This window comes from Nostoc sp. UIC 10607 (genome assembly GCF_047228265.1).
Classification (GTDB): Bacteria; Cyanobacteriota; Cyanobacteriia; order Cyanobacteriales; family Nostocaceae; genus Nostoc; species Nostoc foliaceum_A.
This window is the reverse complement of record NZ_JBIQNW010000005.1, coordinates 251,795-266,690: the sequence shown is the minus strand read 5'-3', so window position 1 is coordinate 266,690 and position 14,896 is coordinate 251,795. Positions and strand designations below refer to the sequence as shown.

Annotated in this window: 15 protein-coding genes and 1 tRNA gene; 11 read left to right on the top strand and 5 right to left on the bottom strand. The window is 41.3% G+C overall.

The genetic code is table 11. The features are described from left to right. Positions 1 to 44: 44 nt before the first annotated feature. Entirely contained in the window at positions 45 to 944 is a 900-nt protein-coding gene (locus tag ACEYW6_RS07400) for a helix-turn-helix transcriptional regulator (RefSeq protein WP_412979199.1), read from the bottom strand. A gap of 221 nt (positions 945 to 1,165) precedes the next feature. Next, the gene (locus ACEYW6_RS07395) at positions 1,166 to 2,347 is read right to left on the bottom strand and encodes an RtcB family protein (RefSeq protein WP_412979198.1); all 1,182 of its coding nucleotides are present in this window, start codon (positions 2,345 to 2,347) and stop codon (positions 1,166 to 1,168) included. A 318-nt stretch (positions 2,348 to 2,665) separates the two neighbouring features. Between ACEYW6_RS07395 and ACEYW6_RS07390 the strand changes: the two genes are divergently transcribed. The 10 genes from ACEYW6_RS07390 to ACEYW6_RS07345 all read left to right on the top strand — a co-directional run bounded on the left by ACEYW6_RS07390 (position 2,666) and on the right by ACEYW6_RS07345 (position 10,758). Continuing rightward, complete coding sequence (locus tag ACEYW6_RS07390) at positions 2,666 to 3,595, top strand: class I SAM-dependent methyltransferase (RefSeq protein ID WP_412979197.1); 930 nt, start codon at positions 2,666 to 2,668, stop codon at positions 3,593 to 3,595. After that, positions 3,592 to 4,320, top strand: coding sequence for an HAD family hydrolase (locus ACEYW6_RS07385; protein WP_412979196.1), 729 nt, complete (start codon positions 3,592 to 3,594; stop codon positions 4,318 to 4,320). Before ACEYW6_RS07390 ends, ACEYW6_RS07385 begins: the two co-directional genes overlap by 4 nt. A 65-nt stretch (positions 4,321 to 4,385) precedes the next feature. Then, positions 4,386 to 4,458, top strand: a tRNA-Ala gene (locus tag ACEYW6_RS07380). A 654-nt stretch (positions 4,459 to 5,112) separates the two neighbouring features. Next, positions 5,113 to 5,373, top strand: coding sequence for an Eco57I restriction-modification methylase domain-containing protein (locus ACEYW6_RS07375; RefSeq protein WP_412979195.1), 261 nt, complete (start codon positions 5,113 to 5,115; stop codon positions 5,371 to 5,373). Continuing rightward, positions 5,324 to 5,845, top strand: a complete 522-nt coding sequence (locus ACEYW6_RS07370; RefSeq protein ID WP_412979194.1) for a hypothetical protein — start codon at positions 5,324 to 5,326, stop codon at positions 5,843 to 5,845. Before ACEYW6_RS07375 ends, ACEYW6_RS07370 begins: the two co-directional genes overlap by 50 nt. 437 nt (positions 5,846 to 6,282) lie before the next feature. Further along, positions 6,283 to 6,783: a DUF2231 domain-containing protein gene (locus tag ACEYW6_RS07365; RefSeq protein ID WP_190895663.1), complete on the top strand. Its 501-nt coding sequence runs from the start codon at positions 6,283 to 6,285 to the stop codon at positions 6,781 to 6,783. Then, positions 6,780 to 7,397 (top strand): DUF2231 domain-containing protein, encoded by a 618-nt coding sequence (locus ACEYW6_RS07360; protein WP_163931738.1) that lies wholly within the window; start codon positions 6,780 to 6,782, stop codon positions 7,395 to 7,397. The genes ACEYW6_RS07365 and ACEYW6_RS07360 overlap by 4 nt, the downstream gene beginning before the upstream one ends. Before the next feature lie 59 nt (positions 7,398 to 7,456). After that, entirely contained in the window at positions 7,457 to 8,383 is a 927-nt protein-coding gene (locus tag ACEYW6_RS07355; RefSeq protein ID WP_412979217.1) for a cytochrome c oxidase subunit II, read from the top strand. A 13-nt stretch (positions 8,384 to 8,396) separates the two neighbouring features. Continuing rightward, positions 8,397 to 10,058 (top strand): cytochrome c oxidase subunit I, encoded by a 1,662-nt coding sequence (gene ctaD / locus ACEYW6_RS07350; RefSeq protein ID WP_412979193.1) that lies wholly within the window; start codon positions 8,397 to 8,399, stop codon positions 10,056 to 10,058. Positions 10,059 to 10,155: 97 nt separating this feature from the next. After that, positions 10,156 to 10,758 carry a heme-copper oxidase subunit III gene (locus ACEYW6_RS07345; protein ID WP_118168107.1) on the top strand — a complete coding sequence of 201 codons (603 nt, stop codon included), beginning with the start codon at positions 10,156 to 10,158 and terminating at the stop codon, positions 10,756 to 10,758. A 146-nt stretch (positions 10,759 to 10,904) separates the two neighbouring features. Here ACEYW6_RS07345 and ACEYW6_RS07340 read toward each other — a convergent pair whose 3' ends face one another. From ACEYW6_RS07340 to ACEYW6_RS07330, 3 genes are all read right to left on the bottom strand, one after another. Beyond that, positions 10,905 to 11,684, bottom strand: a complete 780-nt coding sequence (locus tag ACEYW6_RS07340) for a hypothetical protein (RefSeq protein WP_412979192.1) — start codon at positions 11,682 to 11,684, stop codon at positions 10,905 to 10,907. Between the two features lie 344 nt (positions 11,685 to 12,028). Continuing rightward, a complete protein-coding gene (locus ACEYW6_RS07335; protein ID WP_412979216.1) occupies positions 12,029 to 12,865 on the bottom strand; it encodes a CheR family methyltransferase in 837 nt (278 codons plus the stop codon). A gap of 219 nt (positions 12,866 to 13,084) precedes the next feature. Continuing rightward, positions 13,085 to 13,621, bottom strand: coding sequence for a hypothetical protein (locus ACEYW6_RS07330; protein WP_412979191.1), 537 nt, complete (start codon positions 13,619 to 13,621; stop codon positions 13,085 to 13,087). 485 nt (positions 13,622 to 14,106) lie between these two features. On the opposite strand from ACEYW6_RS07330, the gene ACEYW6_RS07325 reads away from it, so the two are divergent. Then, the gene (locus ACEYW6_RS07325) at positions 14,107 to 14,682 is read left to right on the top strand and encodes a Uma2 family endonuclease (protein WP_412979190.1); all 576 of its coding nucleotides are present in this window, start codon (positions 14,107 to 14,109) and stop codon (positions 14,680 to 14,682) included. Positions 14,683 to 14,896 lie beyond the last annotated feature (214 nt).

Genomic DNA, 14,896 nt, shown 5'->3' with positions numbered 1-14,896 from the left:
AAAACTTGCTTTAAAAATGTTAAAATCTTGCAAACTCACAAAATTTATATCATTTCTCTATATGCTTTGGGTGTAATTCCTACATAATTGCGAAAAATAGTAGTAAAGTTGCTTTGGCTAGAACAGCCAACTTGAAGTGCAATTTCAATAATAGGGAACTGACTATAACTAAGTAAAAATTTAGCTCGTTCAATCCGGCATTTAATCACGTATTGATGTGGAGAAATACCCATTAAACGTTTAAACCAATGGCAGAATGAATAGGAACTCATATTCACTAGGCTAGCCAGTTCTGTCAGTGTTAATTCTAGTGCTAAGTTGTCATAAATATAATCAATTATCTGCCGTAATTGATACTCAGAAAGATTAACCTCAAACTCTGAATTTAGTTGCCGTTTTCCAGAATAAGTTTTGAGGAGATGGGCTGCTAGAGCAATAGCAACTGATTCACCATATAATTTACCAGATGGACATCCGGCTTGAAGCTCTGTTTTGAGTGCCATTCCCAGATGAAGAATTTGGCGATCGCAGACTCCGCGCTGTGGGATAATTTCAATATTGCGATCGCTCCCAATGATCACATCATCTGCTACTTTCTTAAATAAACTGGAATCAAAAGAGACTAGGAGAAATTTGATTTCCTGATTCCAACGCGCTTGAGTCGGAATCCCCTTTGGAGTGACGTTAACCAAACCTCTCCTAATCTGCGTACTGTGTAACCTTCCACCTGCTAGTCGCCAGTCTACTTGGCATGAATTAGCAAGCCAAATATTAATGCTGTGCTGCTGTAAGCAAAGCTCTGGACATTCAAATGCGGGTAAATGATGCTGTTCAAGCACAATCCCGTTCCAGTGATTAGTGCTGGATAAAATAGGAGGTTTGCAGCTCATCGGTACAAGATTTCCGCTTGCCACCTCAATGGCTGAGATTTGTTCAGATTTCATGTTGCCTACTAACTTATGAGCTACTACAAAAAAGATCGTAAGCTAATGCGTGACAAAATTAGATCATTAATTTATTTTCGCTAGCGTTGTCTGATGGCTCTATTAGTTCAGTCAATTTACTTAAAACAATCATTTCTTCCTCAGCATACCTCTGCGCTTACCTCAGCGTCCCTCTGCGTTTAAAAAAATAAAAAAGGTGAGCATTGCCCACCCTACCTAATTTATCCTTTCACACAAAGAACTTGCTTGAGTGTTGCCACAACTTCAACCAAATCTGCTTGATTTTGCATCACTTGTTCTATTGGCTTATAAGCACCAGGAATTTCATCTAATACACCCTCATCTTTGCGGCATTCTACGCCATTTGTTTGCTCAATTAAATCATCAAGTGTATAGACATTTTTTGCCTTATTTCTAGACATCAAACGCCCTGCACCGTGAGAACAAGAACAGAAACTATGGGCATTACCTTTACCCTTAACGATGAAAGATTTTGCCCCCATCGAACCAGGAATAATCCCATAATCTTCAGTTTGGGCGCGGACTGCACCTTTACGAGTAACGTATACATCCTCATCAAAATGCACTTCTTTTTCGGCATAGTTGTGATGACAATTAACCTGCAATAAAGGTTTAGTTGCCTTCCCACCTGCTAAATGCTTCTCAACTATGTGCTTAAAACGCGCCATCATCACATCGCGGTTGACACGCGCATAGTCTTGTGACCATTGCAAATCGTGCCAGTATGCTTGGAATTCTGGTGTACCAGCGACAAAGTGAGCTAAATCAGGGTCAGGCAATTTATTACCTGCCATTTTTGCTAATTCCCTGGCCGTGTGAATATGACACTGGGCCAGTTTATTGCCGATGTTACGTGAACCAGAATGCAGCATCAGCCAAACTTGATTCTCTGTATCAAGACACACTTCAATAAAGTGATTTCCTCCACCGAGAGAACCCATCTGTTTCATTGCTTTACTTTGTAGGTCTTGCACGCCGCGATGCAAGTCTTTAAAATCATCCCAGTGTTGCCAGTTGATAACAGATTTTTCAACGTCTTTGTTCTCGTTGAATCCAGTAGGAATTGCAGCTTCAATATCCAGGCGGATTTTCTTCAGTTTACCTTCCAGTTGTTCGGCGGTAAATGCTGTTTTGATAGCGCTCATACCACAACCAATATCCACACCGACAGCAGATGGTATAATTGCCTCTTTGGTTGCAATTACAGAACCCACTAAGGCACCTTTTCCTAAGTGAACATCTGGCATTAATGCCACGTGTTTAAACACAAATGGTAATGATGCCACATTCTTTGCCATCTTAGTTTCTTCTGGACCTAAAGAGTGATTTGCCCAAGATAAGACGGGTGCTTGTGTGGTAATTTCTAATTTTTCGTAGGGCATAATCTCTTCTATTTTAGATTTTAAATTTTAGTTTTTGGATTGAGCATAGGGCACTGATAATTATCGCTCTGCTTTATAACCCATTACCTAGTTAGTTGTAGCAATTTAAATGTTGTATTGTCTTTCATTTGGCTCCCTCAATTTTCGTGAAGCTGAAGAACTACTTTTAGGAGTAATGTCTTTATACTACAAATGTAACTAAATAAACTACAAACGTCAACCTCTCACTCCAGAGGGAAAGCAGATATTTTCCAAATGTATTAAAATTTGTAAAGAAAATTACCCTGCTTAAATAGCCCCTTAGAGTTCTGACACAATATGGCAGTGCGTCAAGATACAATCTGGGAACGTTTTTTATCCCCTGTAGTGCGTCTTTTGATTGATGAAGATGGATTACAGCGTTACGCTGATAGTATTGACTGGGAGAAAGAGTGCGTAGGCGTAGCCCGTCGTAGACATCGCTATCGACGAGATGATGTGATAATTCCCCCGTACTACAGCAGTCAAAACTTTCACGGTATTACAGGCGGATATCTCAATTACGGTGCAGCAGTTAGTTACGATCCGATTACCCAATATGTTCTGCCGCCGAATGAAACTATTATCCGTCAGACTTTAATTGATGCCGTTAAGGTAAAACCACGACGCATACTTGACTTAGGCTGTGGTACAGGTTCCACTACCTTAATGTTAAAGCAAGCTTTCCCCCAAGCGGAAGTTATTGGTTTGGATTTATCACCCTATATGCTTGTAAGGGCAGAAGATAAAGCTAGAAATGCTGGTTTCGATATAGTCTGGCGACATGGAAATGCTGAAAAAACTGGTTTGAGTGAGGCAACATTTGACCTAGTAACAGCTTCTTTGTTATTCCACGAAACACCAGATGCGGTGTCCTTAGCAATTTTGCGGGAAAGCTTCCGGTTACTGGTAACTGGAGGGCAAGTATTAATTCTAGATGGGAATCAGAAGACTCTGCGTCAGTTAGAATGGCTTAATGATGTTTTTGAGGAGCCATATATTCGTGAGTATGCTGCTGGTAGCGTGGACGCGAATATGGGTGCAGCCGGATTTGAAGCTGTGCGATGTCTACGACGGGCTACGCCTACGCAGGATGTATGGTGGATACATCAGTTAACTAGCGGCGTTAAACCGAGCGCAACTGAAAATATCCGTCAATATACTGCCACATCAATAGATAATAATGATTTGGAGGGACTTGGATCTCCAGCATTTGGCATAATGGCATGAGTTTAAAGGCAGTTCTCTTTGATTTTAATGGTGTCATCATTAACGATGAGCCAATCCACCTGCAACTGATAGATGAGATTCTCATTCAAGAAAATCTCCAACCCCAACGCGTAAATGAGCGTCAAGCTTCTCTAGGACGCAGCGATCGCGCTTGTTTTCAGCAACTACTCGCTAATCGTGGTAGAGTCGCTAACGAAAGCTATTTAACTCAGTTGCTATACCGCAAAGCCCAAGCCTATGTGGTGGAACTAGAGAAAATCGAGAAACTGCCTTTATATCCAGGTGTAGAAGACTTAATATATCAGGTGCGATCGCGTAATCTGAAACTAGGTTTAGTCAGTGGCGCTATTCGCCAAGAAATAGAATTGGTACTCCATCGATCTAAACTGGCTGAACATTTTAAAATTATCGTCGCGGGTGATGACATTACCACCAGTAAACCAGAACCCGATGGTTATCTACTGGCAGTGAAACGCCTAAATAAAGAATATCCAGAATTGAATCTTCAATCACACGAGTGTCTGGCAATTGAAGATACTCCAGCAGGTATCGAAGCAGCGAAGCGATCGCAAATGCAAGTTGTTGGTGTAGCCAATACTTACCCATTCCATATGCTCCAGCGCTGCTGTAACTGGACTGTTGATTATCTCAGTGATTTGGAACTCGAACGGGTGCAAAAAGTTTATTCCCAAAAACAGCCTCAACCATCGGTAACAGAATGTTAGAATAATCTATGGTGATAATGTTTTGAGTTAATGAGTAATAGTACTCTTGACTTAACACCGATTAAGGGGAATTAGCTCAGTTGGTAGAGTGCTGCGATCGCACCGCAGAGGTCATCGGTTCGAATCCGTTATTCTCCATTTGTACATTAAATAATTATTGTCAGTTTTAAAGAATTAATGTCCAGTTTTTCCAAGTTCAGGGGCATAAATTACGTATTTTCGGGACTTTCAGCAATTAAATCAATTTTAAAGAATTATTGTCTAGAGTTGAAACCAGTTTTAAAGAATTATTGTCCAAAATCAGCCTGTAAAACTCGGCTAATATTATGTTTTCTAATTTAATTTATGACAGCCGGCTCAAGGCTATTGAATTACAAGAGTAGCTTAAAAGCCCTTTATTTGCAGTCAAATTACAAAAATATACTACCTCTTGTTTTGCTGTTTTCACCCAAGCAGAGGCTCCACTACTATATAGCTGCGTTTTACGTGCGATCGCAGCGCTATTTTCAAACTACCCTAGTATAAAATTATATCGCTAAAATGGTGTCTTCAATCATAAGAATTTTCAACCCACCACCTAACGGCAGGACTGTGGAAACTGCGATGGTGAGCAACTGAGAAAATGTAATCCAATTTTTTCAACCCATGATTTAATACTTAATGGCACTCGACTTAACCAGCGTAAATCTGACATCAATTTCAGATTTGATTCTGTATATAAAGCGCAGTCTGCAACTATGAGACTGTTAACTTCTAATTGTTTTTGATACTCTACTGCTATTTTGCCAAAACATGTTTCCTGAAGTATTGAAAAAAGATGGGTTTGATTGTGTATTAGGAAATCCACCTTGGGAACGAATTAAGCTACAAGAGAAAGAATTTTTTGCTTCTCAAAATGCGGAAATTGCTAACGCTATAAATAATACAGCAAGGGAGAAGTTGATTAAGGAATTACCTAAGAAAAATCCTGAGTTAGCACAAGCGTTTGAAGAAGCGAAACATAATGCTGAGGCGCAGAGTAAGTTTATCCGCGAGTCGGGCAGATTTTCATGAAGGGGCAACCAGTCACCGCGATACCTGTGAGAACTGCGGGGCAAAACTTGCCGATAGTAACAATAATAAGGCTTTACTTACACGCTTATTATCAATGGAAACTGCGATCGCCTGGAGACGAAAACGCATTACCTGCGACGAAGAAGAACGCTTTAAATACGGTTACAACATCACCACCTATTTCCGTTACGACCAGCAAAAACGCCAATCAGCAACGGTACAGACTGCCGATGGCACAGAATTATTACGTTTAACCTATGGCGCTACGGCAGACATCTGGCATATTAATCGCGGACTAAACAAGAAAAAAAGTGAGGAACGAGGATTTAAACTCGATATCAAAACTGGTATTTGGGGCGATGCCAAAAACGACTCAGCAAAAGACAGCATTCACGCCGACGTTAACTTAATGGTGAAAAACACCTGCAATGTCACTTGTATTACAAATAAATATTTTAGGATTGTGAAATAGGTTACAAAAAAATATTTAATTTAGGCTTTTTAATATTTTAATTAATGCCAGAATTGCTACATTACGAGAATAATTTACTGCTAAATAAGTAACTTTTAAAATTTTAATTATTATTGTTTTGACAATTCATAAAAATTTACTTAAGCTAAAAGATAGGTTAAGCAAATCAACAAACGACAGCGATTTGGTTTAGCTACATCAAAAATTGCTGTTGCAGACTATTGGCATGAGGAAATTAATCGCAACCAAAATTATTTCCTGTAGGCAAGTTGACTAGATTTGTCTACCAAAAGCTAAGACATGATTAAGCGTATTACACCGCGCAGATATTGAACAGATTCTAGTCAATTATGGATAGATACTTGTGGTGATGTTAGCGAGTATCCATCGATTATTGAAGTTTGACCAAAGTGCGGTAGATATGTCCAGGAGAAACAATGCTTGAGTATTTGACATCTTTGAACGACCACAATTTACCCTATCCAGATACGATTCATCCCATCGTTGTCCACTTCGTAATTGCGATGGTATTGTTTTCCTTTTTCTGCGATGTCGTTGGCTATTTTACTGGTAAAACCAGTCTTTTTGAAGTGAGTTGGTGGAATATGTTAGTTGCGACGATCGCCATCTTCGTCGCGATCATTTTTGGTCAGTTTGAAGCAGGTTTAGCACAGCCTTACAGCCTCGCTAAATCAGTGCTGAATTTACATACGCTGATTGGCTGGTCGCTTTCGGGAATCATCACGGCAATTACAGCTTGGCGCTATGTAATTCGTGCCCGCAACCCGCAAAAAATATCAATTTATTATTTGGGAGCCGGGTTAATTTTGACCCTGATAGTTGGCTTGCAGGTATATCTCGGAGATGAACTTGTTTGGGTGTATGGATTGCATACAGTGCCAGTTGTGGAAGCAGTAAAGGATGGTCTGTTGCGATGAACTCAGAATTAATTGATCAATTAAGCGGCTCTTTAGGCGCAAACGGATTACCTTACACAATTCCCATTCATCCCAACTTAGTCCATCTGACAATAGGTTTGTTCATCATTGGAATGACCTTTGATATTGTCGGTGTTCTGTTCCCCTTTGAAAAATGGGTCTTCAAATTTTTAGCAATTACTGTGGAACGTCAGAACTTATTTGATGTTGGCTGGTACAACATGCTAGCTGCCAGCATCATCACATTTTTCACAGTGGCAGCAGGCTTTTACGAAATGCTGTTGGCAACACCACCAGCTGATATGAAAAGTGCCTGGGGATTGCAGGCAATGGAAACTATGCTTTGGCATGGTGTGGGTGGTGTGTTCTTATTAGCGCTGATTGTTGTCTTGACCATCTGGAGAGGATGGCAGCGCTTCATTTGGGCCAAACAAGAATATAAACAGACAGATAGAGAAGTGCAATGGATCTATCTGTTGGCAGGCATAGCAATCATGTTCATTCTGTACGTCCACGGGACACTAGGGGCGCAAATGGCTGCCGAGTTTGGCGTACACAATACAGCAGATAATTTGCTGCGATCGCACCAAGACCTCAATACAACACTCAAGTAAGTATTAGTCATTTGACTAATGACCAATGACCAATGACTAATGACTAATGACTAATGACCATGAAAATCCAGAAGATTTTAAATATTTTGACGCTGCTTACAGGCGCGATCGCAGTGACTATTACCAGTCTCTGGATCGGGAAGCAGGCTTACTCCTGGCTTCCTCCCCAAGCAGCAGCCGAATCCCTACTAATTGATGATTTGATTAGCTTCTTAGTAACCCTTGGTGCCTTCATCTTCTTGGGAGTAACAAGTACTCTGATGTATTCTGTGATCTTCCATCGGGCAGTCAAAGATGACTTCACTGACGGCCCCCCAATTGAAGGTAATATCACCCTAGAAGTTGTCTGGACAGCAATCCCAATTCTGTTAGTCTTGTGGATTGCGGGCTACAGCTACCAAGTTTACGAACAAATGGGGATTCAAGGCCCATCGGAAATAGTTCACCTGCATAATCCGTTGGGAATGGAATCGGCTTATGCAGAAACAAAAGATGCACCAACTAACGCTTTAGCGGAACCTGTAGAAAAAATCGACGTACTAGCTAAACAGTGGGCGTGGGTTTTTCACTATCCCGAAAGAGATATTACCAGTACCGAATTGCATTTACCTAGCGATCGCCGGATACGTTTAGCGCTGAAATCACAAGACGTTCTCCACGGCTTCTATATACCTGCATTTCGCCTCAAGCAGGATATTATTCCCAACCATGCGATCGACTTTGAATTTACTCCCATCCGCACCGGTAAGTACCGATTGACCGATTCCCAATATAGCGGTACATACTTTGCGACGATGCAGGCGAATGTGGTTGTCGAATCTCCTGAAGATTATCAGCAATGGCTGGCACAAGCTGCAACCCAAAAGCCATCCCTAGCAAATAATCAGGCAGCTTCTGAGTATGCCCAAACATCCAATCAATCAGTCCAAACTGGTTGGGTTACAGTTCCACCTGCTGCACCTCCTCTAGTCAATTCACCTGGTTGAAAGGAAAGTAACCATGACTAATGTTCCTATTGAAGGTATCCTTCTCCCTGATGAGAAGCATAACCACGAATCTCCTAGTAATTGGAAAGAATACTTCAGCTTTAGTACCGACCACAAGGTAATTGGTATCCAGTATCTCGTTACCTCCTTCTTCTTCTTTCTCGTCGGCGGTATCTTTGCAATGGTGATGCGGGGAGAACTGATGACACCCGAATCAGATTTAGTAGATCGCACCATCTACAACGGTATGTTCACCATGCACGGCACTGTGATGCTGTTTTTGTGGACATTTCCCTCACTGGTTGGTTTTGCTAACTATCTAGTGCCACTGATGATTGGGGCGCGAGATATGGCATTTCCCCGCCTCAACGCCGTCGCCTTTTGGATGGTGCCAGTAGTCGGAATTATCATGATGGGTAGCTTCTTTGTCCCTGGTGGCCCAGCCCAAGCCGGTTGGTGGTCTTACCCGCCAGTCAGTCTCCAGAATCCCACAGGTAACTTGATTAATGGTCAAGTTCTCTGGCTCTTAGCGGTGGCAATATCCGGCGTATCCTCAATTATGGGCGCAGTGAACTTTGTCACCACAATCGTGAAAATGCGGGCCCCAGGAATGGGCTTCTTCAAAATGCCCTTGTTTGTCTGGGCAGTATTTAGTGCCCAAATCATCCAACTATTTGGACTACCTGCATTAACAGCTGGTGCAGTGATGCTGCTACTTGACCTCACTGCTGGCACCGCCTTTTTCGACCCTGCTAGGGGTGGAAATCCAGTTATGTTCCAGCATTACTTCTGGTTCTACTCCCACCCCGCTGTTTACGTGATTATTTTGCCCATCTTCGGCATCTTCTCGGAAATCTTCCCAGTTTATTCACGTAAACCTCTATTTGGTTACAAAGTAGTTGCCGTTTCATCAATGTTGATTGCCGTAGTCAGCGGTATCGTTTGGGTACACCACATGTACGTCAGTGGTACACCAGGCTGGATGCGGTTGATTTTCATGTTGACGACGATGTTTGTATCTGTCCCCACAGGAATTAAAGTATTTGCTTGGGTAGCAACTATTTGGGGCGGTAAACTGCGACTAAATACCCCCATGCTGTTTGCCTTGGGCGGATTAGTCATGTTTGTCTTCGCAGGAATCACAGGCATCATGCTTTCTTCCGTGCCCGTTGATGTCCACGTTAACAATACCTACTTTGTAGTGGGACACTTCCACTACGTCCTCTACGGCACCGTGACGATGGGCTTATATGCTGCCATCTATCACTGGTTCCCCAAAATGACCGGGCGGATGTACTCCGAAAGCTGGGGTAAAATTCACTTCTGGTTAGCCTTCATTGGCACCAACCTCAACTTTTTGCCCATGCACCCATTAGGATTGCAAGGAATGTTACGCCGAGTTGCTTCCTACGCCCCAGAGTATCAATTCTGGAATATCATCGCTAGCCTGGGCGGATTTCTCTTAGGAATGTCCACCTTGCCCTTTATATTCAACATGGTAATTTCTTGGATGCAAGGCGAGAAAGCACCTGCTAACCCTTGGCGGGCAATTGGACTAGAGTGGTTAGTTTCTTCACCCCCTCCAGTAGAAAACTTTGAAGAAACTCCCATCATCATCTCCGAACCCTACGGCTACGGCAAATCAGAACCCTTAACATCCAACCTCCCAGAATAACGCCAATCATCGGGAAGACGCAAAAACCCTCCGCGCCCCTCTGCGCTTCCCTCCGCGTTCCTCTGCGTTTCAAATTTCCCCTCAAACTAAAAGCAAAATGGACAGTTATATCGATTCCCACGAATTGCACCACACAGCCGCAGAACATACCCACGACGAAGAAGGCAACAAGATGTTTGGCTTCATTGTCTTCCTCCTATCTGAAAGCGTCATTTTCTTAAGTTTTTTCGCCGGATATGCCATCTACAAAACAACAACTCCTAACTGGCTACCAGCTGGTGTTTCTGGACTAGAAGTAAAAGAACCGACAATCAACACGATAATTCTTGTCGCTAGTAGCTTTGTAATTTACTTAGCAGAACGTGCCCTGCAACGCCATGACTTAGTAAAATTTCGCCTGTTTCTCTTGACAACAATGGCGATGGGTACTTACTTTTTGGTTGGGCAAGCGATTGAATGGAACGGCCTCGATTTTGGCTTCACGACAGGAGTATTTGGCGGGACATTTTACCTGCTAACAGGTTTCCACGGTTTGCACGTTTTCACCGGTATTCTGTTGCAGTCAATAATTTTGGTACGTTCTTTCATCCCTGGCAACTACGACACAGGTCACTTCGGCGTGAACGCGACTTCGTTGTTCTGGCACTTCGTCGATGTTATCTGGATTATTTTGTTTATCCTCATCTACGTTTGGCAGTAAATAAGTAGAGGGAGTAATTACTCCCTCTACTTATTTCTCTTTAGACTAATTCAATTAATGATTGCAACACATCCTTGGGTAAAGTAAAGACGCGATGAATCGCGTCTCTACAAATGGTCTTGTCGCATTCTTTTTTCAAATTGGTATTATACTAAATAACTCGTATTTGGCACGATCGCAAAGAAAGCATACTCATACCAAGCAGTCCAAATAAAACTGCGAATCCATCGCTGGCGCTTTTCGGGACTCAATTCATATTCAAACGCGCCACTAGATACATCAATAGAAGATAGGTGAGAGTTACAACCGCAGCCGTGTTGATAAGTAAAACCGTATTTAGAGGCAATACTTTGCACCTTCATCTGAATCGCAAACACTTTACCTGCATGGAGTATGGCATCCCAAGCCCGTTTGTGTTCGATATCGCGCTGATCAAATCTTAAGGCGCGTTCTTCAAAAACATGATCGCGGTAAATTGGTGCTAGATGCACATGATAGAAGCTGGCAGGTAGTTCATAACCAAACTCGTTGAATAAATCTATGCCAATGCGAGCGACTTTTACTTCATCAGCATACTCTGTCCCCTTTGACTCCACATCACGGAGAATTTCTGCAAAGTTTGGATAGCTGTGTTTGAGAAAGTCTTGCCCAAAAAACTCTAGGGTTTCCCATGCTAGTTGCCCAAATAGCTGAGAAAATGAGGGTATCAAGTGAGCTAGTTGGGGGCGATCGCTAAACAAGTCAACATCACCATGCTCTAATTTATACAAGAACAACTGTGCCATCTCAACATAGCTTTGGGGATGAGAAAGTCCGACACTCGTGGTTCCTCTAGCAATCTCTTGCCATGTAGAAGGTAGTTGAGAAACGTGAATCGCATTTTCTCCAGCAATGACTGCAACAGGAGGACATTCGAGAAGCTGCATCGACAATCTCCTTTAAGGCTTTAATGTATAATTTACCTTAAGTGATGTCTAGCGACAAGCCGCTGACGCTCCTTCTCTGCGAGACGCTACGCGAACGTCGCTACCGCTTCGCTAATGCGTCTACGCTGTATCTATCTTCTGAACACAATTAAAAATGTTTGACAGACTGTCTTTTGACAGCAATGTCTACGACGGACGGGCTGCGCCTACGCAACTTTATTCATAATATTTTTGCTGAAAAATACTTAGTGCTAATTTGAATATACTTTTAGTTAGATTCTCTCTATATTTCCGGTTAAATCCACCTAAATCAGATTCATCTAGTGGTTCAAAAGACCCGGATTTTAAGCACCAGCTATTTTCTTATATAGTTTTTCACCTTTGACTATCTCTTCATAGTGCTGTTCATAAGGGGTAAACCGGCTGGATTCTTGTTTTCCTAATCCCAAGATGCCAAAGGTGCACAGACTATTATAAAACAGTTCGTGTACCCGCTTTTGAAGTACCTGATTGAAATATATCAGGACATTACGACAAAGGATGACATTAAACTCATTAAAAGAGCTATCAGTTGCTAAATTATGCTGGGCGAAAACAACATTTTCTCTTAGAGATGCTCGAAAAATTGCATTGTCATAAGCTGCTGTATAATATTCTGAAAATGACTTCTTACCGCCTGCTTTCAGGTAAAGATGAGTATATTCTTGCATCATTTTCAGGGAAAAAATACCACTTTTGGCACTTTGTAATACTTTCTCATTAGTATCAGTGGCATATATGCGGCAACGGTGGTAAAGTCCTTCTTCTTGCAGAATAATCGCCATTGAGTAAACTTCTTCACCGGTAGAGCATCCAGCGTGCCAGATGCGAATAAATGGATAAGTTTGCAAGAAGGGGATAACTTGATTTCTGAAGGTGTTATAAAAGCTGGGATCACGAAACATTGATGTTACGTTTACCGTCAGAGCAAGTAAAAATCTTTCCAAATAAGCACGGTTGTGGAGTAACTGTTCTTGTAATGCAGAAACATTTGCGAACCCTTCTAATTGCATGAAGCTCTGAATGCGGCGCTTGAGTGAGGAAAGAGCATAATTGCGAAAGTCATAACCATAGTATTGATATACACCTTCTAACAGCAGATGTATTTCTATATCCTCCAAGGTAGGCTTGGGCAAAGTCATAGTACGAATTAGCATATATGTTGAGCCAGTTATTTAAATATGCTGGCAATACAACGAGTTAAACTGCTTGGAGTTAGCCAAACAAATATTTCCCAAAATACCTGATGGAAAAAATTATTCCCACTTTAGGCTGTCAGGGTTTTTAGAACCCAAATGCATCTTACGCCGAAATGAGCCTACTGGATCTATTAGATTGAATAATGGTGCTACTTATGGGTTTCAGTTTAACCTAGCGGCTGTTACTCCTAAAACAGCGATCGCTATGATTGAAATCCCAGCTAGCAATCTTACCTGATAGCGCAGATTTTTAACCTCTTGGCTCAGATTTTCTCTCTGTGGTATGGAGTATGGTTGAAGTTCTGCAACTTCAATAGGTACTTCTTGGGGTATATTTTGGATACTTCCAAAAGTTACCTGCAAATGTAGCCAATTAGTAATGAGTTGAGGACAGTTTTTTTTAAACCAATTTAAAGCCAAAGTTCTAAAAACTGGTTTGGACATTCGGGCAATTAATTTCATCCCCCTGTTGACGGGTTTCAGGCGAAGCTTTTGGTTGATCAGATTGACTGAGCCAACATCATAGAGACAATCCAGAATTAGCTTCACAGTGGCTTCTTCACTGTTAATCAAGTTTTGCAGTAAAAGCAGAACATCGTGCATACGCTCTGCTTCAATAACCTTTTCTGCCAAGGTTTCTGGAGAATTTACTGAAGGACTTACGGTTGTATTTAAGGCGTTTTGTCTTACTATCGTCATATTGGTAACATAGCAGCCATAATAATATAAGTACACCTATCTACCGAGAGAAAGATTTTTTATCTAGAGAAATAATCTAAAAGCCAAAATTTGTTCGTGAGACACATGATTATATCGTGTCTGTAAAAAAGCTATTTGTCTAGTTCTTATGAAACTTTTATCTACTTATGGGTAAATAAAATTTTTTATTGAGATACTAATACCTCAATTTGTGCAACGATCCGTTCAATTCCTCAATGATTACAGTGCTTCTAGTCTGCGGGACGGCATCTACAAGCGTCCGATAATACCAAAGAGTTACTCCTTTTCCCCCTGAAAATTCAGGAGCAAAGCCAGAGACGCTCCGTTTCCGGTTAGGAGAACTCCACCAAATAAAGCGTTTGTGCCAATTTTATAAAAAACTACTCCAGACGCAGAGGTCGCCAAGGATCAAAGGAGTACAGAGCTAAAATTGAAATATCTATCAAGCTTGCTATGGCATTATCATGACCAGCGAAAAAATAACGGTGCAGTCTTTGTATACTGTCACTGATGAAGAATTAATGCTGATGAGTTCGCAAAATCCAGAACTGCGGTTTGAACGTAATGCTAATGGAACTTTAGAAACTATGCCTCCAACTGGTGGAATTTCTGGTAATCGAGAAATAAAAGCAGGAGCCTATCTGTTCAATTGGGTAGAAAGTCAGGAGCTTGGTGAAGTTTTTGGGCCGAGTACTGGTTTTAAATTAGCAAATACGGCAGTGCGATCACCTGATGCTGCTTTTGTGGCTAAAGGACGCTTACCAGAAGGTTGGGATCAACAAGAGGACAAATTTATTAACTTAGCACCAGATTTTATAATTGAAATTCGTTCTAAAAATGACAGCTTGACAAAACTCAAAGCCAAAATGGAAGAATATATTAGCAATGGTGTTCAGTTAGGATGGTTAATTGATAGTAAAAATCAGCAAGCTCTAGTTTATCGACGAGATGGTTCAATTACTCAATATCTAGCTACGGCAATATTAAGCGGTCAAGATGTTGTGCCTGGGTTTATATTGCCTTTGAAAAAATTATTGTAAAAGCGCTACCTCCGGCTGGCTACACCTAAGCACTTTATCCAAAATTCGATTCTAAAGTAGGTTGCGAAATTTTTTATTAAATAGATTTAAGCGGAAATCTATAAAAAATAATATAACTGGTAATTTTTTTATATTTAACTCTTCTTTTGAGTGAAATCTGACTAAAAACTTCTGTGCATCTACGGCTTAAAAACTCTGGATAGAAAAGCAAAAC

What these genes read in the sequence shown, in the direction of transcription:
- ACEYW6_RS07355 (WP_412979217.1), top strand. Translation starts at nt 7,457, where the DNA reads ATGAAAATCCAGAAGATTTTAAATATTTTGACGCTGCTTACAGGCGCG.
- ACEYW6_RS07360 (WP_163931738.1), top strand. Translation starts at nt 6,780, where the DNA reads ATGAACTCAGAATTAATTGATCAATTAAGCGGCTCTTTAGGCGCAAAC.
- ACEYW6_RS07375 (WP_412979195.1), top strand. Translation starts at nt 5,113, where the DNA reads ATGTTTCCTGAAGTATTGAAAAAAGATGGGTTTGATTGTGTATTAGGA.
- ACEYW6_RS07345 (WP_118168107.1), top strand. Translation starts at nt 10,156, where the DNA reads ATGGACAGTTATATCGATTCCCACGAATTGCACCACACAGCCGCAGAA.
- ACEYW6_RS07395 (WP_412979198.1), bottom strand. Translation starts at nt 2,347, where the DNA reads ATGCCCTACGAAAAATTAGAAATTACCACACAAGCACCCGTCTTATCT.
- ACEYW6_RS07325 (WP_412979190.1), top strand. Translation starts at nt 14,107, where the DNA reads ATGACCAGCGAAAAAATAACGGTGCAGTCTTTGTATACTGTCACTGAT.
- ACEYW6_RS07400 (WP_412979199.1), bottom strand. Translation starts at nt 944, where the DNA reads ATGAAATCTGAACAAATCTCAGCCATTGAGGTGGCAAGCGGAAATCTT.
- ACEYW6_RS07385 (WP_412979196.1), top strand. Translation starts at nt 3,592, where the DNA reads ATGAGTTTAAAGGCAGTTCTCTTTGATTTTAATGGTGTCATCATTAAC.
- ACEYW6_RS07365 (WP_190895663.1), top strand. Translation starts at nt 6,283, where the DNA reads ATGCTTGAGTATTTGACATCTTTGAACGACCACAATTTACCCTATCCA.
- ACEYW6_RS07330 (WP_412979191.1), bottom strand. Translation starts at nt 13,621, where the DNA reads ATGACGATAGTAAGACAAAACGCCTTAAATACAACCGTAAGTCCTTCA.
- ACEYW6_RS07370 (WP_412979194.1), top strand. Translation starts at nt 5,324, where the DNA reads ATGCTGAGGCGCAGAGTAAGTTTATCCGCGAGTCGGGCAGATTTTCAT.
- ctaD (WP_412979193.1), top strand. Translation starts at nt 8,397, where the DNA reads ATGACTAATGTTCCTATTGAAGGTATCCTTCTCCCTGATGAGAAGCAT.
- ACEYW6_RS07390 (WP_412979197.1), top strand. Translation starts at nt 2,666, where the DNA reads ATGGCAGTGCGTCAAGATACAATCTGGGAACGTTTTTTATCCCCTGTA.
- ACEYW6_RS07340 (WP_412979192.1), bottom strand. Translation starts at nt 11,684, where the DNA reads ATGCAGCTTCTCGAATGTCCTCCTGTTGCAGTCATTGCTGGAGAAAAT.
- ACEYW6_RS07335 (WP_412979216.1), bottom strand. Translation starts at nt 12,865, where the DNA reads ATGACTTTGCCCAAGCCTACCTTGGAGGATATAGAAATACATCTGCTG.